15 protein-coding genes, 2 tRNA genes and 3 rRNA genes are annotated in these 23,053 nt (G+C 45.3%); 13 read left to right on the forward strand and 7 right to left on the reverse strand.

Annotated features, from left to right (window positions below):
• Positions 1 to 55: 55 nt before the first annotated feature.
• Entirely contained in the window at positions 56 to 1,276 is a 1,221-nt protein-coding gene (arcA, locus tag OCV19_RS01915) for an arginine deiminase (protein ID WP_017069412.1), read from the reverse strand.
• A 576-nt stretch (positions 1,277 to 1,852) separates the two neighbouring features.
• Between arcA and rraB the strand changes: the two genes are divergently transcribed.
• A complete protein-coding gene (gene rraB, locus OCV19_RS01920) occupies positions 1,853 to 2,269 on the forward strand; it encodes a ribonuclease E inhibitor RraB (protein ID WP_017058930.1) in 417 nt (138 codons plus the stop codon).
• 125 nt (positions 2,270 to 2,394) lie between these two features.
• Entirely contained in the window at positions 2,395 to 3,189 is a 795-nt protein-coding gene (locus OCV19_RS01925; RefSeq protein WP_048605873.1) for a glycosyl hydrolase 2 galactose-binding domain-containing protein, read from the forward strand.
• Between the two features lie 49 nt (positions 3,190 to 3,238).
• On the opposite strand, the gene OCV19_RS01930 is transcribed toward OCV19_RS01925, so the two are convergent.
• The 5 genes from OCV19_RS01930 to pepA all read right to left on the reverse strand — a co-directional run bounded on the left by OCV19_RS01930 (position 3,239) and on the right by pepA (position 9,943).
• Positions 3,239 to 4,144: a bifunctional helix-turn-helix transcriptional regulator/GNAT family N-acetyltransferase gene (locus tag OCV19_RS01930; protein WP_083994297.1), complete on the reverse strand. Its 906-nt coding sequence runs from the start codon at positions 4,142 to 4,144 to the stop codon at positions 3,239 to 3,241.
• A 133-nt stretch (positions 4,145 to 4,277) separates the two neighbouring features.
• The gene (locus tag OCV19_RS01935) at positions 4,278 to 4,682 is read right to left on the reverse strand and encodes a DUF2061 domain-containing protein (RefSeq protein ID WP_046224433.1); all 405 of its coding nucleotides are present in this window, start codon (positions 4,680 to 4,682) and stop codon (positions 4,278 to 4,280) included.
• Positions 4,683 to 4,897: 215 nt separating this feature from the next.
• Complete coding sequence (locus tag OCV19_RS01940) at positions 4,898 to 7,771, reverse strand: valine--tRNA ligase (RefSeq protein WP_048618666.1); 2,874 nt, start codon at positions 7,769 to 7,771, stop codon at positions 4,898 to 4,900.
• A 102-nt stretch (positions 7,772 to 7,873) separates the two neighbouring features.
• Positions 7,874 to 8,323, reverse strand: coding sequence for a DNA polymerase III subunit chi (locus tag OCV19_RS01945; protein ID WP_065676341.1), 450 nt, complete (start codon positions 8,321 to 8,323; stop codon positions 7,874 to 7,876).
• Positions 8,324 to 8,422: 99 nt separating this feature from the next.
• Complete coding sequence (gene pepA, locus OCV19_RS01950; RefSeq protein ID WP_017058936.1) at positions 8,423 to 9,943, reverse strand: leucyl aminopeptidase; 1,521 nt, start codon at positions 9,941 to 9,943, stop codon at positions 8,423 to 8,425.
• A gap of 192 nt (positions 9,944 to 10,135) precedes the next feature.
• Here pepA and lptF point away from each other — a divergent pair, with 192 nt between their 5' ends.
• On the forward strand, positions 10,136 to 11,236 hold the full coding sequence (gene lptF / locus OCV19_RS01955; RefSeq protein ID WP_065676340.1) for an LPS export ABC transporter permease LptF: 1,101 nt from the start codon (positions 10,136 to 10,138) through the stop codon (positions 11,234 to 11,236).
• A 3-nt stretch (positions 11,237 to 11,239) separates the two neighbouring features.
• Positions 11,240 to 12,310: an LPS export ABC transporter permease LptG gene (gene lptG, locus OCV19_RS01960; protein ID WP_017058938.1), complete on the forward strand. Its 1,071-nt coding sequence runs from the start codon at positions 11,240 to 11,242 to the stop codon at positions 12,308 to 12,310.
• A 64-nt stretch (positions 12,311 to 12,374) separates the two neighbouring features.
• Here lptG and OCV19_RS01965 read toward each other — a convergent pair whose 3' ends face one another.
• Entirely contained in the window at positions 12,375 to 12,851 is a 477-nt protein-coding gene (locus OCV19_RS01965; RefSeq protein ID WP_017058939.1) for an RDD family protein, read from the reverse strand.
• Between the two features lie 194 nt (positions 12,852 to 13,045).
• Here OCV19_RS01965 and OCV19_RS01970 point away from each other — a divergent pair.
• The 9 genes from OCV19_RS01970 (at position 13,046) to rrf (ending at position 22,907) form a co-directional block, all read left to right on the forward strand.
• Positions 13,046 to 13,130 (forward strand) — tRNA-Leu (locus tag OCV19_RS01970).
• 627 nt (positions 13,131 to 13,757) lie between these two features.
• Positions 13,758 to 14,720, forward strand: coding sequence for a group II intron reverse transcriptase/maturase (gene ltrA / locus OCV19_RS01975; RefSeq protein WP_261875684.1), 963 nt, complete (start codon positions 13,758 to 13,760; stop codon positions 14,718 to 14,720).
• A 16-nt stretch (positions 14,721 to 14,736) separates the two neighbouring features.
• Positions 14,737 to 15,006: a group II intron maturase-specific domain-containing protein gene (locus tag OCV19_RS01980; protein WP_261875685.1), complete on the forward strand. Its 270-nt coding sequence runs from the start codon at positions 14,737 to 14,739 to the stop codon at positions 15,004 to 15,006.
• A 381-nt stretch (positions 15,007 to 15,387) separates the two neighbouring features.
• Positions 15,388 to 15,795 carry a VOC family protein gene (locus OCV19_RS01985; RefSeq protein ID WP_048605864.1) on the forward strand — a complete coding sequence of 136 codons (408 nt, stop codon included), beginning with the start codon at positions 15,388 to 15,390 and terminating at the stop codon, positions 15,793 to 15,795.
• A gap of 83 nt (positions 15,796 to 15,878) precedes the next feature.
• On the forward strand, positions 15,879 to 17,132 hold the full coding sequence (locus OCV19_RS01990) for an HD-GYP domain-containing protein (protein WP_065677726.1): 1,254 nt from the start codon (positions 15,879 to 15,881) through the stop codon (positions 17,130 to 17,132).
• A 620-nt stretch (positions 17,133 to 17,752) separates the two neighbouring features.
• Positions 17,753 to 19,303, forward strand: a 16S ribosomal RNA gene (locus OCV19_RS01995).
• 65 nt (positions 19,304 to 19,368) lie between these two features.
• Positions 19,369 to 19,444: transfer RNA gene (locus OCV19_RS02000), tRNA-Glu, on the forward strand.
• A 335-nt stretch (positions 19,445 to 19,779) separates the two neighbouring features.
• A 23S ribosomal RNA gene (locus tag OCV19_RS02005) occupies positions 19,780 to 22,660 on the forward strand.
• 131 nt (positions 22,661 to 22,791) lie between these two features.
• Positions 22,792 to 22,907, forward strand: a 5S ribosomal RNA gene (gene rrf, locus OCV19_RS02010).
• The 16S, 23S and 5S rRNA genes sit together here with 1 tRNA gene alongside, the layout of an rRNA operon.
• Positions 22,908 to 23,053: the final 146 nt, after the last annotated feature.

Here is a 23,053-nt window from a genome sequence, read left to right on the forward strand (position 1 = left end):
TAAATGAATACTGGCCTAGATAAGTTATTGTGTCGGTTTAACTGAGCTCTTTGACTTAGATACCATCTCTTTCGATAGGGCAGCTCATACAGCGCGCGCCGCCACGACCACGGCCTAGCTCGTTGCCAGGAATCGTTAGAACTTCGATACCCGCTTTATCGTATTTCTCATTGGTGTAAACATTACGCTCATAACCAATCACTGTACCTGGTTTCACAGTCAGTACGTTGTTTGCATCATTCCACTGTTCTCGCTCAGCTTCGTAGTTATCACCGCCGGTTGTGATGATCTTCAGTTGATCAAGGCCTAGTGCGCCTTCAATCGCTGACAGGTAGTTTTCAGCTTTCTCGACACGCATTTCGCCGTTTTCTTTTGGCGTTAAGCGCCAAGTGTCGAGGTCTTTACGAACGATCTCTGGATAGACAGAGAACGTGTCGATATCCATGTGTGTCATCACCGTATCAAGGTGCATACAAGAGCGGTGTTTTGGTAGATCGATCGCAATCACTTCGCTCGCTTGGCCTGATCTAAATAGGCTAGCCGCTAGGTTTTCGACACCTTGTGGTTTCGTACGCTCTGAAATACCAACCAGTACCGCACCTTTACCGATAACCAGTACGTCACCGCCTTCAATGTTAGCGTTGTCGTAGTGAAGGTCTTCGTCACCAAAGTACTTAATGAAATCTTGACCGGCGAACACTGGGTGCCAGCGGTAGATAGCACGCAGGTGGTTCGTTTCACGTTGACGTGCAGGCTTCATCATCGGGTTAAGCGATACACCGCCGTAAACCCAGCAAGAGGTATCTCGCGTAAATAGGTGGTTAGGCAGTGGCTCGATAACGAAATCGAGTGGTCGATGCATTTTAGGCAGCATCGATGATGATTTGATAGGAAGCTCAGAGTAGGCTAAGCCACCGAGTAAGATCGTTGCTAGATGCTCATTATCCATTTGAGCAAGGTAGTTTCTTAAGTCACGGGCGAAAGTCGGCCCATAACGGAAATCTGAGATTTGAGTATTCAGCAACCACTCACGAGCCTGAGATACGGCAAGCGTCTCTACTAGCAGGTCGTGCAGCAGTAGCACTTCTACGTCTTGGCTGCGCAGCGTTTCTGCAAAGGCATCATGTTCTTCACCAGCGGCTTCAACGGCAAGTACATCATCAAATAGAAGATCATGACAGTTTGAAGGGGTGAGGTGGGTGAGTGCTCTTTCAGGTCTATTTAGGAGAACTCGTCTCAATTGACCGACTTCGGAGCCAACGTACAGCTTACTCATTTTGCATCCTTACTATTAATCCAGCGTCTATTTATGACAAGCTTGTCCGTAATATGCAAGTTTTGTAGATTGAGTTAATACAAGGTATTTGGCTAATAATTGGTCATAAAACCTGTCATTTTTAATTTTATACAGATTAAATTCCAACTAACTGGCTATCGAACGGAACAACGTTTTTGAGGATCTATGCTCAATTGATGGCTTGTTAGAATTGAATTTTGCTTATTAATCGTGATTTTTTATTCACTATTATGCACTTTTTGATAACAAGCTGAGGATTTATGCACCCCAAAAGCGGTTTAGCGTATGCACCTAACGTGACTAATCACGCAAGTTTTATTCAATAAGCTCTAAAGTGGCCACAAAAACGAAATGCTAAAATACGGCGCGGTTAATAAAATGTTGAAAATTTGTTTCTGTGATTTTGATTTCACTTTTGAATTGATATTGGCTCTGCGATCTCGCGATAAACTTACCTTTCTAGGCCTGATCTGGGTGGCTTTTCTGGACGATCCGTGCCATATTTCGTGGCAATCAAATTTGATCTTTTCATAGTCAACACTCTGGAGCAGACACATGTCTCACGAAGATGAATATCTATCAGTAGCGGAATTAATTGAATTTCAAAAGGAAGAGACTCGCGACATCATTACAGCATTAATTGAAGATGGTAGCGATCCTGAAGCTCTATACGATATCGAGCATCACCTATTTGCTGAAGATTTCGATGTGCTTGAGAAAGCGGTTGTTGAAGCATTCAAAATGGGCTTTGAAGTGCTTGAAGCTGAAGAGACAGAAGACGAAGATGGCAATAAGCTACTTTGTTGTGATGCAACGATGCAATGTACTCTGAATGCAGAAGCGATTGATGAGCAAGTTGAGAAGCTTGTAAACCTTGCAGAGAAGTTTGACATTATCTACGACGGTTGGGGCACTTACTACGAAGGTGAAGATGCTATCTACCCAGACGAAGATGATGAAGGCGAAGAGTAATTCTTTCCCAATTTTAAAAAATGCCAGCCTCGAGCTGGCATTTTTTTACCCTCAGAAAAATAAATGTCTTTATATGCATTCATTCATTATAATGCGGTCAAAATTGATCTAGCTCAAGGAATGATATGCGGTTGCTTCTCGATGGTCTTTGGCAAATTTCGCCACTGACGGATCTCTCTATCCCACAAGATGACATCACTTTTCCGGCTCCGTTAAGCTCAAAGCTCCCTGATAGCTTGAGTGAAAATGAAATTGCAGAGCAAGAGTGGCACCTGATGCACGACATCGAAGTGGATGACGCTATGTTGGCGTGTCCATTTGTTGAGTTGGTGATGGCCGGGGTCGATTACTTTGCTGAAGTTCGACTTAATGGTGTGGCTGTGTTTGATTGTGATGGTAGCCAAGCTGAATACCGTAAAGATATCCGTCCTTATATGCAGTCCGGCCGAAACCGTTTCGAGATCCTTTTCCTTGAAGAAGAGGAGAGCTTATTGCTTGAAGAGGATATGGATGACTCTGTATCTTCACAGGCTATCGCTAAATCTGATTCACGCATCGGGATTTGGCAAGCGCCATACCTGCAGTTCGTTCGAAACGTCAAGCTAGAGCAAGTTGTCACAGAGCAGATCTGGCACCACGGTGGTGGCTGTGAGTTTAAAGTGGATGTTATCTATCAAACGCTAAAGGCGGGGTTAGTATCGGCATCCATCAAGTTTAATGGTATGACACTCGTGATGCCGATTGATGTACGCGCAGAACATACTGGCGTCGTGTTCCAGGTTGAGGCGCCTATCATTTTCGATATTGAGAATCCTAACCCTAAGCATCTATACCCGTTAGAAGTGGTACTTGATGGGCAAGAAGAGAGTTCTTTTGTTGCCTTGAATCCAACCTCTTGCGTCAGTAACTTTCTACGATAAATATTTGTATTTTAGAGCTATCTTCTTTCGCTATAGCGGCGCATCCTGCTTATAACGATTTGGCCATGACAACCTCACAAGCGTCGTGGCCTGTTTCTCCCCAAGCTGACTCAAGATGCTCAAACCCAAGCTTCTCATAGAGTTTGACCGCAGCACCCAAGCACTCCGTCGTTTCTAAATACATGTCTTGATACCCAAGTTGCTTGGCTTGCTTTAAGCTCAAAGCGACAATTCGCTTGGCTAGGCCATGCCCTCGAGTTTGCGGTAAGAAGTACATCTTTTGTAGCTCACACACATTGGGTTTACCTGCTAGAGGGGCAAAGCCACCGCCTCCGACGATCTTTCCGTTGTGTTCGATAACCCAGTACATTGCATTCGCTTGGCTATAGACAGAGTACATATCATCGAGTGTCGTATCGGCCACGCCATAACCTTTATCTTCTGTGAGCCCATGCTCTGCCGAAACTTGGCGAATGACTTCGGCTAATTGTTGGTTGTCTGACTCTGTGAGTGGGCGTAATACAAACTCATCGGCTTGGCATACTTTCGTTAGCCCTTTTAAATAGCTCTCAAGTCCTTGCTTAAGCAGCTGTTGTTCGTTGTCATTGAGTGTCGAGAGTACTTTTTCAAAGAAGATGCTTTGTTGCTGGTCGAGTTGAGATAACGCATCAATACCTTGAGTGGTCAGGGCGACTAATTGGCTACGTTTGTCTGTTGGATTCTCTAGGCTTTCAACTAAGCCAAGTTTGATCAGCCCTGCGACAGTGCGGCTAGCATTCGATTTATCTACGTTGAGTTGCTGTGCCAATTGGTTGATGGTGATTGGCTGCAACTGGATTTCACCAAGAGTATGAGCCTGAACGGGAGTGAGGTCGACATCGCCACACTGCTTATCAAGCATGCCAAGTAAACGAACCGTTTGACGAGAATAGTCTCTTAACTGTTGAGAATTCATAACTACCTACCTTTGGATTAAGAAATAAAGTTGCGCACCGCAATTAATTTAATTGCGGTGCGCAACGTTGTCAATGGTAAGCTGAATTTTGTTATTCGAAGCAGGTTATTTCAATCGCTCAGTGAGGTTTAGATTAAGCGTGTTGATGTAAACAAAACTGAGCTTGTACAGCTTGGTTTTCAGCTTTTCGTAACCAGACTTTCTCGTGGAAGTAGTAAGCAACGGTATTTAGAGTTGGCTCTAGTAAAGCCATCACACCGCCGATAAAAGCATCTCCAGTCAACAAGTAGACAACAGTAAAGGCAACACTAAAGTGGATGGTAGCAAAGCTTGCTGTTTTTAATTTGGTCATCCACTGACGAGCTTTAAGTGCTGGAACTTGAGCCCACGCCTTTTCATGAAAATAGAAGGCAACAGTATTCACAGAGGGCTCAATCATAGCGATTAAGCTACCAATTAAGATGTCGCCTGTTAGTACATAAGCGACACTAAATGCGATAGTAAAATGTAATGCAGCAAAGGTTAGTGTCTTTTTCATGATAATTACTCAATCGTTGTGTTGTTTCGATAAGTCTATTATTGAGAATTATTATCATTAAATCTAATGGGTAGTTAAGATTGTTTTGATAGGCAAAAGCTATCAATGAAATGGTGTGATGCTGACTGAGAGTTAGGGCACAAAAAAAGGCTGACCATGAAGGCCAACCTTTTTGTCTAGAGCGAGAAGTTCTAAGGCTTCTCGGTCACTCGGTTTTAAAGCGCAGCGATTGTCGCTTTTTGCTCTTCAAGCTTCACAAGAGTCTCTTGGTAGCCTTCAAGCTTTTCACGCTCTTTCGCGATAACGGCTTCTGGTGCTTTAGCAACGAAACCTTCGTTACCTAGCTTACCTTCGATACGCTTAATCTCGCCGTGAGTCTTAGCAACTTCTTTATCTAGACGAGCAAGCTCAGCATCTTTATCGATAAGACCTGCCATTGGGATCATTAGCTCAGATTTGCCAACCAGCTTAGTTGCACAAGCTGGAGTCTCTTCGCCGTCCGCAAGAACTTTAATATCGTCTAGCTTAGCTAGAGAAGTCAGAACGATCTTGTTTGCTTCGATACGAGCTGCATCTTTCTCATCCGCTACTTTGATCATTACTTCTAAGCCTTGGCTTGGTGCAATGTCGTATTCCGCACGTAGGTTACGGATAGCAGTGATGAAAGTCTTAACCCATTCGATGTCGTCAACGATCTCAGCATTGAAGTTAGCTTCATTAAACTGAGGAAGCGCTTGAGTCATGATCGTCTCGCCTTCAACGCCATCTACTAGCGGCTTAACGCTCTGCCAGATAGATTCAGTGATGTAAGGAAGAACAGGGTGAGCAAGACGCAGAGTCTTTTCAAGAACCGTGATAAGCGTGTAACGAGTCGCTTGTTGTTGAGCTTCAGTACCTTTCCAAAGAACAGGTTTAGTTAGCTCTAGGTACCAGTCACAGAATTGGTTCCAGATGAATTCGTAAAGCGTGTTTGCTGCCATATCTAGACGGTAGTTGTCTAGGTGAGCATTAAACTCTTTCGCTGCAACTTCAAACTGAGACTCAATCCACTTGTCTGCTAGAGAGAATTCCATGTTTGCACGGTCTTCTACAGACAGTGACATGCCACAGTCGTGCTCTTCTGTGTTCATTAGTACGTAACGGCTTGCGTTCCATAGCTTGTTACAGAAGTTACGGTAACCTTCAAGACGCTTCATATCCCAGTTGATATCACGGCCAGTTGAAGCCATAGCAGCAAGAGTGAAACGCAGCGCATCAGTACCGTATGGTTCGATACCATTTTCGAAAGTCTTACGTGTCGCTTTTTCGATCTTAGCAGCCAGTTTTGGTTGCATCATGTTGCCACAACGCTTCTCTACTAGCTCTTCAAGGCCGATGCCGTCAATCATGTCGATTGGGTCAAGTACGTTACCTTTCGACTTAGACATCTTGTCGCCGTTTTCATCACGGATAAGACCCGTCATGTAAACAGTTTTGAAAGGTACTTGAGCCTTGCCATCTTCGTCTTTCACGAAGTGCATGGTCATCATGATCATACGAGCAACCCAGAAGAAGATAATATCAAAACCAGATACTAGTACTTCTGATGGGTGGAATGTTTTCAGTGCTTCAGTATCTTCAGGCCAGCCTTGTGTGCCGAACGTCCAAAGTGCAGAAGAGAACCAAGTATCCAGTACGTCGTCGTCTTGCTTAAGCACAACAACAGGCGCTAGGTTGTTCTTTTCACGAACTTCTTCTTCAGTGCGACCTACGTAAACTTTACCATCGTTGTCGTACCATGCTGGGATACGGTGGCCCCACCAAAGTTGACGAGAGATACACCAGTCTTGCACGTCACGCATCCACGCGAAGTACATGTTTTCGTACTGCTTAGGTACGAATTGGATTTGGCCATCTTCAACGGCTTTAACTGCAGGTTCTGCAAGCGGTGCTGTACGTACGTACCATTGGTCAGTCAGCATTGGTTCGATAACTACACCACCACGGTCGCCGTAAGGAACCGTTAGGTCGTGATCTTTGATCTCTTCAAGAAGACCAAGTTCATCGAATTCAGCAACGATAGCTTTACGTGCAGCAAAACGCTCCATGCCTTGGTACTTAGCAGGGATGTCCGTTGAGTAAACATCGCTTTCTTCGCCGTTCGTTGTGAAGACTTCAGCAGCATCACGGATATCAGCGTTGAACGTTAGGATGTTGATCATCGGTAGGTTGTTGCGCTTACCTACTTCGTAATCGTTAAAGTCATGAGCTGGAGTGATCTTCACACAACCCGTACCTTTTTCCATGTCTGCGTGCTCATCGCCTACGATAGGGATAAGACGGTTTACAACAGGAAGTAGGATTTCTTTGCCGATAAGATCTTTGTAACGAGGATCTTCTGGGTTAACAGCAACACCAGTATCACCAAGCATGGTTTCAGGACGAGTAGTCGCAACAACGATGTAGTCTTTACCATCAGCCGTTTTAACGCCGTTCGCTAGCGGGTAGCGGAAGTGCCACATGAAACCTTTTTTGTCTTTGTTTTCAACTTCAAGATCCGAGATTGCAGTGTGCAGTTTAGGATCCCAGTTTACTAGACGTTTACCACGGTAGATTAGGTCTTCTTCGTAAAGACGAACAAACACTTCTTGGGTCGCAGCTGATAGGCCGTCATCCATAGTGAATCGCTCACGATCCCAATCTACAGATGCACCAAGACGACGAAGTTGTTGAGTGATCGTGCCACCTGATTCGCCTTTCCATTCCCAGATCTTGTCGATGAAAGCTTCACGGCCGTAGTCGTGTTTTGTTTTGCCTTCTTCAGCAGCAATCTTACGCTCAACAACCATTTGAGTTGCGATACCAGCGTGGTCAGTACCCACTTGCCAAAGCGTGTTTTTGCCTTTCATACGTTGAGCACGGATAAGCGTATCCATGATCGTATCTTGGAACGCGTGACCCATGTGTAGGCTGCCAGTGACGTTCGGTGGCGGGATCATGATGCTGTAAGCTTCTTTTGATGTGTCACCGTGTGGCTTAAAGTAGCCTTTCTCTTCCCAAGTCTTATACAGAGCTTGTTCGATTGATGTTGGGTTGTATGTCTTTTCCATAGTGCTCTTAAACGGATACTGTGAATGGTTAATCGTGGTCAAACTTCATAAGTGAAGCTTCTTGAATCTAAATCCAAAGATAGCTTTAACTATGAGGTTTGACTATGGATGTTGAATCTCGATAGTTTGTAGCTGATATCCAGCCTGACGGTAAATTTTATACCTTTCTCGAGCGAGTTGCTTAGCTTTTTCTTCGCAAGGGACGAAGTCTATCACCTGAGCAAAGGCGTTCGCAAAGGTTGTATGATTATCGGCCAGATTAATTACGAGCTGACGATTCCAATTATGTTTTACGCCTTGATAGCCAATTTCGATATTGGTTGAATACTTCGGGCCTTCGCCAACCAAGTTGTGCGCAATAAACTCACTGGGTTCGACTTGCCAAAAAACTTCAGCAATACGCTCGGCATGCTCTTTATCATTACCGTTGAGATAAAGTTTAGCGCCTTGTTTTGCAAAGTGCTGAGCAAGAAACAGCACATAGTGAGCAAAACCATCTTCGCTGGCTTGCGGGCTGTCTGAAGGCACAATGTAAAATGTAGCAGTCTGCATACTTAATACTCGAACTTAAAATCGTGGATATCAATGTTACTTGGTTAACAGGGTCTAACAAATAGCGCTTATTAAAAAAGGGCCCGTAGGCCCTTCTTATTATTTTGAAGATTGCTCTTCAGTCTCTTGGCCGCTGCGGTTCAATAAGAATTGGACTAGCATTGAGACAGGACGACCTGTCGAGCCTTTCGCTGCGCCTGACTTCCAAGCTGTACCAGCACTGTCGATGTGTGCCCAGTGGTACTTCTTAGTGAATTTAGACAGGAAGCAACCAGCAGTAATTGTGCCGCCAGGACGGCCACCGATGTTCGCCATATCAGCGAATGGGCTGTTTAGCTGCTCATGGTACTCGTCTGCCATTGGTAGACGCCATGCACGGTCACTTGCTTGCTCAGAAGCATTAACAAGTTCGTGAGAAAGTGGGTTGTGGTTCGATAGAACGCCACTGATGTGGTGACCCAGAGCGATAACACATGCGCCAGTTAGCGTAGCAACATCGACAACACAGTCAGGTTCAAAACGCTCAACGTAAGTTAGAGCATCACATAGAACCAAGCGACCTTCAGCATCAGTGTTGAGTACTTCAACCGTTTGGCCTGACATTGTCGTTAGGATATCACCTGGACGGTAAGCATTGCTGCCTGGCATGTTTTCACAACCTGCTAGGATACCAACCACGTTAATCGGCAGGTTAAGCTTAGCCAGTGCTTTCATTGTACCGAATACAGACGCCGCACCACACATGTCGTACTTCATCTCATCCATGCCTTCACCAGGCTTAAGCGAGATGCCGCCTGAATCGAAAGTCAGACCTTTACCGACTAATACAATCGGCTTCGCATCTGGATCCGGAGCGCCTTTGTATTCCATGATAGACATCATAGATTCATTTTTAGAGCCACGGCCTACAGCTAGGTATGATGTCATACCCAGTTTTTCCATCTCTTCTTCGCCAATGATCTTAGTCTTCACTGTCTCGTAATCGTCAGCTAAACGGCGAGCTTGAGAAGCAAGATAAGCAGGGTTTGCGATGTTTGGTGGCATGTTGCCTAAATCTTTAGACGCTTTTACACCTGAAGCAATAGCAAGGCCGTGAGAAATAGCTTTCTCACCCAGGCTCAATTCGCGGCGTGTTGGTACGTTGAATACCAATTTACGTAGTGGGCGACGAGTCTCTGGTTTGTTGCTCTTGAATTGGTCGAATGTGTAAAGACCATCTTTAGTCGCTTCTACTGCTTGGCGAACTTTCCAATAAGTGTCGCGACCTTTAACGTGAAGTTCTGTAAGGAAACATACTGCTTCCATAGAACCTGTTTCGTTTAGTGTGCTGATGGTTTTTTGGATAATTTCTTTGTATTGACGCTCGCCTAGCTCACGTTCTTTACCACAGCCTACTAGTAGAACACGTTCTGAAAGTACACCAGGTACTTGATGCAGTAGTAGCATCTGGCCAGGTTTACCCTCTAGATCACCGCGACGAAGCAGTGAACTAATGTAGCCATCGCTAATCTTATCTAATTGCTCGGCTACTGGAGAAAGGCGGCGCGGTTCGAATACACCGACAACGATACATGCGCTGCGCTGTTTCTCTGGGCTGCCACTTTTTACACTGAACTCCATGCGTACTCCTACATCCTGAAGACAAATCGAACTAAATGTTAGATAATGGGTTCTTACTTGTTGGATCCTATAATGGAACTAACCTTAAAGAAGAACGCTAACACTTAGCTAAAAATTTAAAAAAATAAAAGGTTCAACGGGAAATTATAGTGATTCAATCAAAAAAACAAGTTTTGTATAGGTAATTTGAGCGTGATTATTGTTAGATATTTGATCCGCGAGACAATCAAGAGCCAATTTGCGATCTTTTTTGTTCTCTTTCTCGTGTTTCTCAGCCAAAAATTCATCAGTGTTTTAGCGGACGCCTCTGATGGTGATATCCCTGCAAGTCTAATATTGTCGATTGTTGGCTTAAATATGCCAGCGATGGGCTTGTTGATGCTTCCACTCAGTATCTATATTGGTATTTTGCTCACTTTTGGACGCCTTTACGCTGAAAGTGAAATAGTGGTCATGAACGCCACCGGTATTGGTAATAAATTCCTGATCCAATCTGCACTTTACCTTGCTTTGATTACGGCGACAGTTGCTGCCTTTAACTCATTTTGGTTATCTCCTTGGTCACAAGACAAAGTTGAACAAATGTATGAAGAAGTAGCCGCAGAGAACAGCGTTGATTTATTACCGAAAGGCAAATTCGAAGGTACACCGGATGGTTCTTCTGTGGTGTTTATTGATGATATCGACGGTAATAAATTAGAAAATGTGTTCGTTGCTCAAATGCGCCCGCGTGATTCTGTACTGCCAAGTGTGATGTTCTCGAAGTCGGGAGATGTAAAAGAGCTCAGTGATGGTCGCCAAGTTATCGTGATGTACGATGGCACTCGTCATGAAGGTGTGCCTACACGCCTTGATTATATGGTGACACACTTTGAAGAATACGAAGGCCTGATCGGTCAACGTGAAGTTGAGAAGAAAGGTCGAGACTGGGAAGCCATCCCTACGCTTGAACTGATTGGTAACTCAAATAATAGTGCGAAAGCAGAGTTGCAATGGCGTATTTCTTTGGTACTTTGTATTCCATTGTTGACCATGCTTGTCGTGCCACTGTCTGCGGTCAACCCTCGACAAGGTCGTTTTGCGAAAATCGGCCCAGCAATACTGATTTATCTCACCTATTTCTTAGCAATCAGTGCAACTAAATCTTCAATTGAAGAGGGGAGCATTCCTGCGGTAATCGGCATGTGGCCAATTAATGCGTTATTGTTATTTATCGCGATTGGTGCAAACTTTATGGATAGCGTGCCAGTAAGGCGTTTGAAAGAAAAATTCAAGAATAAGAGGTTGGCTTAAGCCGTGTTTAAGATTCTCGATTTATATATAGGCAGAACCATCATCGCAACGACGTCACTGGTATTGGTGACGTTTGTTGGTCTCTCTGGGATCATCAAGTATGTAGAGCAGCTGAGAAAAGTTGGCCGTGGTACATACGATCTATTACAAGCGCTGTACTTTGTTTTACTGAGTATCCCTCGTGATATCGAAATGTTCTTTCCAATGGCTGCATTGCTTGGCGCGTTGATTGGACTTGGTATGCTTGCTGCAAGTTCTGAGCTTGTCGTTATGCAGGCAGCTGGTTTCTCTAAGTTGGATATCGGCCTATCGGTACTTAAAACGGCTATTCCACTGATGATCGTGGTGACATTGCTTGGTCAATGGGGAGCACCGCAAGCGCAGAAGATGGCTCGTGATTTAAGAACCATCTCGATTGCTGGTGGTAATATTATTTCGACGCAAAGTGGGGTCTGGGCTCGTGATGCCAATGACTTCATCTTTATTGTCAAAATCGATGACCAGAAGCTATATGGTATGAACATGTGGCGCTTTGATGAAAACAAGGCACTTAAGACCGCTATTTATTCTGACGAAGTTGATTACGTTGGAGACAACGTGTGGACGATGAAGGATGTAGAGATCACGTCTTTTGAAAATGAGCTTCAAATTACCAAAGAAAGCCTACCGACTTACTCTTGGGAAACCTCATTAGCTCCAGATAAGTTGGCGATAGTAACGGTTAAACCAGAAGAGCTATCGTTAAGTGGGTTGTATGATTATGTTTCTTATCTGAAGGCGTCGGAGCAAGACGCATCACGCTATGAATTAGCGCTGTGGCGAAAGATAACTCAGCCAATTTCGATCGCGGTTATGATGTTGATGGCACTGTCGTTTATCTTTGGTCCTTTGCGTAGCGTGACCATGGGGGCGAGGATTTTGTCAGGTGTTATTGCTGGCTTTACCTTCTATATATCCAGTGAGTTCTTTGGCCCGGTGAGTTTGGTTTATCAAATACCGCCTGCCTTTGGCGCAATAGCCCCGAGCGTGGTATTCCTTGGAATTGCCATCATGCTCTTGAGGCGGAAACTGTAAATAGTAAAAAGGAAGGCATAACGCCTTCCTTTTTTGATCTTGATTGGAGCTAACTTAAATCACGCTAACGTGCTTGTGGTAACACAACGACTTCAGTCTTGGCCCAGATATCGTGAAAGCCGCGCTTTTCAGGATCGAATGGAACACATAGGTTTGCCAATCCAAAACCTGAAGTACCTAAGCGAATCAACGCCTGAGTTACTGTGATAGCCGAGCCATCTTTGTTTTGAACGCGCAGCTTCCAAGCTCTCATGCCGAGAGTCTGACCAGCTCTAGTCCAGAAGAACACGAAGAAATATACCCAAACGGCCACTAAGTAAAAGGTGTATGCAGGGCTCCAAATCGGATGGTTGGTTAAGAAGTCACTAACATCGGCATATCCGCTGTGGTTAAAAATGCCGAGAGCCATGAGCGCATGCAGCAGAGCGACAATGACGCCAGCCGCCAACATTTCAATAGCGATTACGATCAGAGCGTCGTAGAACAAGGCACCAAATCGGCGCATGACTCCTGCTGGTGGCAGAGTATTTGTTGATGTCATGTGTTATTACTTCTTTAAAAATTGAGGCGTCAGAATATAGTTTAAGGCTTAGCCTGAAAAGAGACATGACGCACAGCTTATGACTTAGTGGCGAAATTATCGGCAAACACACATGAATTCAAGTTTTTATACTTGCCACATCGGTTCGCATACGTATAATGCCAAACATCGAAAGGGCAATGCCCCAAGATAATGCCGGTATGGTGAAATTGGTATACACGACGGATTCAAAATCCGTTGCCTTCGGGCGTGGCGGTTCAAGTCCGCCTACCGGTACCATATTTAGATAAAGCCCTGATCAGAAATGGTCGGGGCTTTGTTGTATCTGGGATATAGGAAGTGTGCCGCAGGCACATAGGTTAGCAGCATAAGGATGTGTTTCTAGTCTTGAGCATAAGCTCATGAAGAGATGGTGGTAGGTCCACCGAAGTCTGCTGTCGGAAGCTGGCTTCAAACCACTTCAAGTGGCTGTCATTAAGAGTGATGGTCATAAGCGTTGAAGTAAAAGTACGAACTCAAGTTCGGCAGGTAGGGTACAAAGAGATGAGTTATAGCGAACCTATGTTGACGCGTCGTAATCCAGAGACTGACATCAAAATCGAGGGCGTTTCTATCTCTCGAGATAAGTTTGCAGGTTAATTCCGAATGCTGTGTAAGCGGTGTCCGGCGTATAGTGGGCATGACTTTGTATCGGGCTCTTTGTGGGAACTGCGGGAACCAGTCATCACAATGCTAAGGAAGAAGTACAAGTAACTGAATTTATGAGTATGAGAGTACCGATGTGTGATACTGGGACGGAGCAACTCGTAGTAGTGTTGAAGTGTTTGTAATGAACATGGAGCGAAGGGTTGCGTCAAGCTGCTTGCATGTTTAGCTCAACTACCAAATGGTAGGAGGAAGCTATAGATGGAAGCAAAACCATTTACCATTTCAAAGTGGGCAGTGAAGCACGCCTACGAATTAGTTAAAGCTAATAAAGGAAGTGCAGGAGTTGATAATCAATCTATTGAAGGTTTCGAAAGAAATCTAAAAGGTAATCTTTATAAGATCTGGAATCGATTATCTTCTGGCACCTATTTTCCACCTCCAGTTAAAGCGGTAAGTATACCGAAGAAAAGTGGAGGAGAACGGATTTTAGGTATACCAACGGTAAGCGATCGGATCGCACAAATGGTCGTAAAACTTGAATTTGAGCCAAAGGTTGAGCGGATCTTTTTGCCAGACTCATATGGGTATAGACCTAATAAATCAGCGCTTGATGCTATAGGTGTCACTCGTAAGCGATGTTGGAACTATAACTGGGTACTTGAGTTTGATATTAAAGGGCTGTTCGATAACATTCGGCATGATCTGTTACTTAAAGCGGTATATAAACACACCAATCTCACTTGGGTAAGGTTGTATATAGAGCGCTGGCTAGTAGCACCGATGCAAATGGAAGATGGCGACCTCAAAACTAGGCAGATGGGGACACCGCAAGGTGGCGTTATTAGCCCTGTATTAGCGAACCTATTTCTACATTATGTTTTTGATAAATGGCTACAAAAGCATTTCCCCAAAACATTATGGTGCCGTTATGCTGATGATGGTTTGGTTCATTGTAATACTGAAAGCGAAGCTCAGCAGATGCTTGAGGCTCTGAAAGCTCGTTTTGAGGATTGTGGACTTGAGCTCCACCCCACAAAAACCAAAATAGTATATTGTAAAGATGGGAGTAGAAAAGGTGATTCGGAACATACCAGTTTCGACTTTCTTGGCTATACCTTTATGCGTAGGGTTTGCAAAAACTGGAAACGCAATAGCTTATTTTTTAAGCTTCTCGCCGGCAGTGAGCAAATCAGCATTAAAATCAATGAGATTGAAAATTAGAAAGTTACGAGTGCGGATGAAAACAGAACTTAGCATAGCGCAAATGGCTAAGTGGTTAAACCCAATGATAAACGGGTGGATCAACTACTATGGTCGCTACTATCGCTCGGCACTGTATGGCATGTGCAGGCACGTAAATAAAGCTCTGGTTCGTTGGGCGAGACGAAAGTTTAAGCCATTACGACGTCACAAAACACAAGCAATGAGATTCTTGGAAAGGATTTCAGAGCAGAACCCCCACTTGTTTGCCCATTGGAAGCAAGGAATGTTAGGTGCGTTTGCTTGATGGGAGCGGTATGAATTGAGAGGTTCACGTACCGTTCTGCGAGAGGCTGTGGGGGAAGCTCCCACGGTCTACTCACCACATTGCCTTCGCGGTGGCGGCAGGAGTGCCTGTCCAATCAGTCCGCCTACTGGTACCATATTTAGATAAAGCCCTGATCAGAAATGGTCGGGGCTTTGTTGTATTTGGGATATAGGAAGCTTTGCCTTCGCGGTGGCGGCAGGAATGCCTGTCCAATCAGACAGATCTTGATGTTTCATTCCTAAATCCCATAATTTCCCTTCGCTATTCGATCTGATATGAATTAATTATCTTAAATCATGATGTTACCTGTCATTCTCTCTTCTATTGTCTATGTTTAAAGGACTAACAGAGGAGAGAGATATGCTGACAGTAACCCCTTACTTATTTTTTGATGGTCGTTGTAGTGAAGCACTGGATTTTTATCATAAGTGTTTTGGTGGTGTGGTTTTATCTAAGCAACTTTTTAGTGATGCACCACAGGTAATAGAGGGAGCTCAACCTGATTGGGTTATGCATGCTGAGTTTGAAGCGTTTGGTATGAAGCTGATGATGTCTGATGGTGTTAAGGCAAAAGAACTCGAAGGTAACAATCTCGCTCTCTCTCTTGTAACTGAAGATACCGCGACTCAAGAACAAATCTTTGAAAAGCTTAAGAAGGGAGGGCGGATAATGACTCCACTCGCAGATACGTTTTGGGGGGCTCGATTTGGCAAGGTAGAAGATAAATTCGGTATACGCTGGATGGTGCACTGCGACTCTTTAAGTTGAACCTGTGAAATTGGATAGTGAAATTGCTGCTTGGTTTTATTAGAATTAAAAATAGAGATTAATCATCAATATTATATATAAAAATGGGCAGCATAAAGATTACCGTAGATCGCATTCAGCCCGGTCTGCATATACGACTCCCCGTAAAATGGAATGAACACCCATTTTTATTCAACAGCTTTAAAATCAAAGATGACGCTCAAGTAAAAGTAATTCGACATCTTGGGATTAAGCACGTCTATATAAACCTGAGTCAAAGTGATACCTCACCTTTACCTGCTAATCACGTAGGTGAACAAGAAGTCGATATTGATTCACAGGTAAGTCTTGAAACGGAAAGAATGTGGAAAGATAAGCATGAGCGTATCGAAACCCTTAGCTCTTACCGCCGCAGGGTGAGTCATTGTGAGAGAGAGTTTGAACGCTCGCTTGCTCGAATGCGCTCTGTGATGACCAAGATCCGTAACAGACCTTTAGATGCGGTGGGGGAGGTTAAGGCTCTTGTTGATGATATCGTTGAGACCCTAGTGAGCGATGATAACGTCACCTTGCATCTTATGAATGCTAAAGCGGATTTTGAAGACCTCTACTTTCATACACTGAACGTTTCGGTTGTTGCACTGATGATAGGTAAAGCTAAAGGCTACGATACGCAGCAATTGAAAGCTCTCTCTTTCGCGGCAATGTTCCATGATATAGGCAAGATCAAAATACCAGCTGCGATATTAAGAAAGCAGAGTGCACTCACGGTGCCCGAAGAGAACTACCTGAAGCTTCATACTAAATACGGTGCAGATATTGTATCGGCAATTGATGACTTTCCTGAAAGTGCTAAAAAGGTAATCGCTCAGCATCATGAGATGAATGATGGTTCTGGTTACCCCGAGGGCTTAAAAGAACATGAGATTGATGAATTTGCCAAGATAGTCTCTGTGGCTAATGCATTTGATAACCTTTGCCATGGTAAAGCGCAATCTCAACAAATGATCCCGTATTTGGCACTGTCCCACTTATATAAAAGCTGCAAGCATCTATATAGCCAAGGTAACTTGGGGCTGTTGGTTAAGTTCATGGGAGTCTACCCCCCAGGAACCGTAGTACAGCTTTCAAATGATTCGATTGGGATTGTGATATCCGTTAACGCTAAACATATGCTTTATCCAAATGTACTTATCTATGATCCTAGCGTGCCAAGAACCCAAGCTCCGATCATTGACCTCTTTATTAAAGAGATCAAAATCGTTAATGCCGTTCATCCAAGCAAATTACCTGAACAAGTTCGAGAGTATCTAAACCCTAGGGCTCGTTTATCTTACTTTTTTGATAGTGGAGAGTAGTTATCCACAGGTCGTTGTGGGTAATTTGTTCGAAACTTGGGGTGAAAGTGGTATAAATAAGCCCTTGATTGAAATGTCTTCGCTTAACCTCTTTTTTCAATAAAAAACGCATTTATTGCTTGCCAATATGAGCGGCATCTCTATAATGCCGCCTCACTGACACGGCAGACGCCACAAGGCTTCAGCGAGAAATGTTAGTAAGGCAACTAGCTTTAAGCGATGATTCGCTTCTACTTTTAGAAAGTAGGAATTAATTCCAAATAAGTGTTTGACACTGAGAATTAAATCGCTAGAATGGCCGCCTCTTCCGAAGTGATGTAAGTCACAACGAAGAGAAGCTCTTTAACAATTTAAACCTATCAATCTGTGTGGGCACTCGTTGATGAATATCAAAACGTTATTACTTAGGTAGTAACCGTTACTTCGGTAACAAAATTGATTTCAATGAACTGAGTGACCAATCAAGTCTTAGGACTTGGCACAGTCAATTCATTACCATTCTGTTCCTATTAATTTAAGAAGAGAGGGGTAATAGCTTTAGAATTACATGTTTCTGTTCTTTTTCGAAAGAGCGGTAAATATTAGTTTTGAAGTCAGTATTCGTTGAGTCACAAAATCTTAAATTGAAGAGTTTGATCATGGCTCAGATTGAACGCTGGCGGCAGGCCTAACACATGCAAGTCGAGCGGAAACGACACTAACAATCCTTCGGGTGCGTTAATGGGCGTCGAGCGGCGGACGGGTGAGTAATGCCTAGGAAATTGCCTTGATGTGGGGGATAACCATTGGAAACGATGGCTAATACCGCATAATGCCTACGGGCCAAAGAGGGGGACCTTCGGGCCTCTCGCGTCAAGATATGCCTAGGTGGGATTAGCTAGTTGGTGAGGTAATGGCTCACCAAGGCGACGATCCCTAGCTGGTCTGAGAGGATGATCAGCCACACTGGAACTGAGACACGGTCCAGACTCCTACGGGAGGCAGCAGTGGGGAATATTGCACAATGGGCGCAAGCCTGATGCAGCCATGCCGCGTGTATGAAGAAGGCCTTCGGGTTGTAAAGTACTTTCAGTTGTGAGGAAGGGGGTAGTGTTAATAGCGCTATCTCTTGACGTTAGCAACAGAAGAAGCACCGGCTAACTCCGTGCCAGCAGCCGCGGTAATACGGAGGGTGCGAGCGTTAATCGGAATTACTGGGCGTAAAGCGCATGCAGGTGGTTCATTAAGTCAGATGTGAAAGCCCGGGGCTCAACCTCGGAACTGCATTTGAAACTGGTGAACTAGAGTACTGTAGAGGGGTAGAATTTCAGGTGTAGCGGTGAAATGCGTAGAGATCTGAAGGAATACCAGTGGCGAAGGCGGCCCCCTGGACAGATACTGACACTCAGATGCGAAAGCGTGGGGAGCAAACAGGATTAGATACCCTGGTAGTCCACGCCGTAAACGATGTCTACTTGGAGGTTGTGGCCTTGAGCCGTGGCTTTCGGAGCTAACGCGTTAAGTAGACCGCCTGGGAGTACGGTCGCAAGATTAAAACTCAAATGAATTGACGGGGCCCGCACAAGCGGTGGAGCATGTGGTTTAATTCGATGCAACGCGAAGAACCTTACCTACTCTTGACATCCAGAGAAGCCAGCGGAGACGCAGGTGTGCCTTCGGGAGCTCTGAGACAGGTGCTGCATGGCTGTCGTCAGCTCGTGTTGTGAAATGTTGGGTTAAGTCCCGCAACGAGCGCAACCCTTATCCTTGTTTGCCAGCGAGTAATGTCGGGAACTCCAGGGAGACTGCCGGTGATAAACCGGAGGAAGGTGGGGACGACGTCAAGTCATCATGGCCCTTACGAGTAGGGCTACACACGTGCTACAATGGCGCATACAGAGGGCAGCAAGCTAGCGATAGTGAGCGAATCCCAAAAAGTGCGTCGTAGTCCGGATTGGAGTCTGCAACTCGACTCCATGAAGTCGGAATCGCTAGTAATCGTGAATCAGAATGTCACGGTGAATACGTTCCCGGGCCTTGTACACACCGCCCGTCACACCATGGGAGTGGGCTGCAAAAGAAGTGGGTAGTTTAACCTTTCGGGGAGGACGCTCACCACTTTGTGGTTCATGACTGGGGTGAAGTCGTAACAAGGTAGCCCTAGGGGAACCTGGGGCTGGATCACCTCCTTATACGAAGATATGCACGATGAGTACCCACACAGATTGATATGTTTAAACAGTTAAGAGTAACCTATGTCCCGTTCGTCTAGAGGCCTAGGACACCGCCCTTTCACGGCGGTAACAGGGGTTCGACTCCCCTACGGGATACCATCTTTAAGCACACTTATTTAAGTGTTTTTAAAAATGGTTCATTTTATTGAATCAAGCTCTTTAACAATTTGGAAAGCTGACTGATTGATTACTTACGAGTAATTCAATCAAATTTAAAAGTTCTCAATGTTTATCTTTCATTAGATAAACACAACAAACACATTCAAGTGTCTTGTATTCGATTCAAACCTAGTTTGAATCACAATTGAGTCCGGCAAACAGTTATCAAGAATTAACCCTTCTTGATGACAACCAAAAACCTTGGTTAGTTGCCATACGCTTATTTGTCTTCACTTTTTAAAGTGAAAGTAAATAGAAACCCTTTCGGGTTGTATGGTTAAGTGACTAAGCGTACACGGTGGATGCCTTGGCAGTCAGAGGCGATGAAAGGCGTAATAACTTGCGATAAGCCCAGATTAGGTAGTAATAACCTTTTGAGTCTGGGATTCCTGAATGGGGAAACCCACGTGCATAAGCACGTATCCTGTTGTGAATACATAGCAACAGGAGGCAAACCGGGGGAACTGAAACATCTAAGTACCCGAGGAAGAGAAATCAACCGAGATTCCGAAAGTAGCGGCGAGCGAAATTGGATTAGCCCTAAGCTTTTAATGATGCAGGTGAAGAGTCTGGAAAGTCTCGCAATAAAGGGTGATAGCCCGTAACCGACACATCATAATCAGTGAAATCGAGTAGGGCGGGACACGTGATATCCTGTCTGAATATGGGGACCATCCTCCAAGGCTAAATACTACTGACTGACCGATAGTGAACCAGTACCGTGAGGGAAAGGCGAAAAGAACCCTGTGAGGGAGTGAAATAGAACCTGAAACCGTGTACGTACAAGCAGTAGGAGCACCTTCGTGGTGTGACTGCGTACCTTTTGTATAATGGGTCAGCGACTTAATTTTAGTAGCAAGGTTAACCGTTTAGGGGAGCCGTAGGGAAACCGAGTCTTAACTGGGCGTACAGTTGCTAGGATTAGACCCGAAACCAGGTGATCTAGCCATGGGCAGGTTGAAGGTTGAGTAACATCAACTGGAGGACCGAACCGACTAATGTTGAAAAATTAGCGGATGACTTGTGGCTAGGGTGAAAGGCCAATCAAACCTGGAGATAGCTGGTTCTCCCGAAAGCTATTTAGGTAGCGCCTCGGACGAATACTACTGGGGTAGAGCACTGTTAAGGCTAGGGGTCATCCCGACTTACCAACCCTTGCAAACTCCGAATACCAGTAAGTACTATCCGGGAGACACACGGCGGGTGCTAACGTCCGTCGTGGAGAGGAAACAACCCAGACCGCCAGCTAAGGTCCCAAAGTATAGCTAAGTGGGAAACGATGTGGGAAGGCTCAGACAGCCAGGATGTTGGCTTAGAAGCAGCCATCATTTAAAGAAAGCGTAATAGCTCACTGGTCGAGTCGGCCTGCGCGGAAGATGTAACGGGGCTAAGCTATACACCGAAGCTGCGGCTACGTACCTTAGGGTATGTGGGGTAGGGGAGCGTTCTGTAAGCCGTTGAAGGTGTGCTGTAAGGCATGCTGGAGGTATCAGAAGTGCGAATGCTGACATGAGTAACGATAAAGGGAGTGAAAAACTCCCTCGCCGGAAGACCAAGGGTTCCTGTCCAACGTTAATCGGGGCAGGGTAAGTCGACTCCTAAGGCGAGGCCGAAAGGCGTAGTCGATGGGAAACGGGTTAATATTCCCGTACTTCTTACAATTGCGATGGGGGGACGGAGAAGGCTAGGTGGGCCTGGCGACGGTTGTCCAGGTTCAAGTATGTAGGCGGGTGGTTTAGGTAAATCCGGACCGCTACTAACGCTGAGATACGATGTCGAGCTACTACGGTAGTGAAGTCATTGATGCCATGCTTCCAGGAAAAGCCTCTAAGCTTCAGATTGTAAGGAATCGTACCCCAAACCGACACAGGTGGTCGGGTAGAGAATACCAAGGCGCTTGAGAGAACTCGGGTGAAGGAACTAGGCAAAATGGTACCGTAACTTCGGGAGAAGGTACGCTCTTATCAGTGAAGTCCCTTGCGGATGGAGCAGACGAGAGTCGCAGATACCAGGTGGCTGCAACTGTTTATTAAAAACACAGCACTGTGCAAAATCGTAAGATGACGTATACGGTGTGACGCCTGCCCGGTGCCGGAAGGTTAATTGATGGGGTTAGACTTCGGTCGAAGCTCTTGATCGAAGCCCCGGTAAACGGCGGCCGTAACTATAACGGTCCTAAGGTAGCGAAATTCCTTGTCGGGTAAGTTCCGACCTGCACGAATGGCGTAATGATGGCCACGCTGTCTCCACCCGAGACTCAGTGAAATTGAAATCGCTGTGAAGATGCAGTGTACCCGCGGCTAGACGGAAAGACCCCGTGAACCTTTACTACAGCTTGGCACTGAACATTGAACCTACATGTGTAGGATAGGTGGGAGACTTTGAAACCGCGTCGCTAGATGTGGTGGAGTCGTCCTTGAAATACCACCCTTGTAGTTTTGATGTTCTAACGTTGGTCCCTGAATCGGGATTACGGACAGTGCCTGGTGGGTAGTTTGACTGGGGCGGTCTCCTCCCAAAGAGTAACGGAGGAGCACGAAGGTGGGCTAAACACGGTTGGACATCGTGTGGTTAGTGCAATGGCATAAGCCCGCTTGACTGCGAGAATGACAATTCGAGCAGGTGCGAAAGCAGGTCATAGTGATCCGGTGGTTCTGAATGGAAGGGCCATCGCTCAACGGATAAAAGGTACTCCGGGGATAACAGGCTGATACCGCCCAAGAGTTCATATCGACGGCGGTGTTTGGCACCTCGATGTCGGCTCATCACATCCTGGGGCTGAAGTCGGTCCCAAGGGTATGGCTGTTCGCCATTTAAAGTGGTACGCGAGCTGGGTTTAGAACGTCGTGAGACAGTTCGGTCCCTATCTGCCGTGGGCGTTGGAAAATTGAAAGGGGCTGCTCCTAGTACGAGAGGACCGGAGTGGACGAACCTCTGGTGTTCGGGTTGTCATGCCAATGGCATTGCCCGGTAGCTAAGTTCGGAATCGATAACCGCTGAAAGCATCTAAGCGGGAAGCGAGCCTTGAGATGAGTTTTCCCTGGCACTATAAGTGTCCTAAAGGGTTGTCGTAGACTACGACGTTGATAGGCAGGGTGTGTAAGTGCTGCGAGGCATTGAGCTAACCTGTACTAATTGCCCGTGAGGCTTAACCATACAACACCCAAGGGGTTTTGTGGACTCAAAGACAGACCTTGAATGAGTTTGAAGAGAAATAACTTTTAAATACAGTTTTCCAGATTATTTTGCCTTCAGTTTTAAAAAACTGAAAGTAAAAGCAAAATTTGCTTGGCGACCATAGCATTGTGGACCCACCTGATTCCATGCCGAACTCAGAAGTGAAACACAATAGCGCCGATGGTAGTGTGGGGTTTCCCCATGTGAGAGTAGGACATCGCCAGGCTTTAATTTCGACTTTGTCTATTTAATAGACAAGTCACCATAGAGTTCTAAGTTTCTTAGAGTTTTATGTTGACTTTCAAAGTGGAAAGCGTATTATACGCGTCCTGCTTAAGTGCTAAGGCACTGAAAGCGTTCTCTTTTTAGAGA

Source organism: Vibrio celticus (assembly GCF_024347335.1).
Taxonomy (GTDB): Bacteria; Pseudomonadota; Gammaproteobacteria; order Enterobacterales; family Vibrionaceae; genus Vibrio; species Vibrio celticus.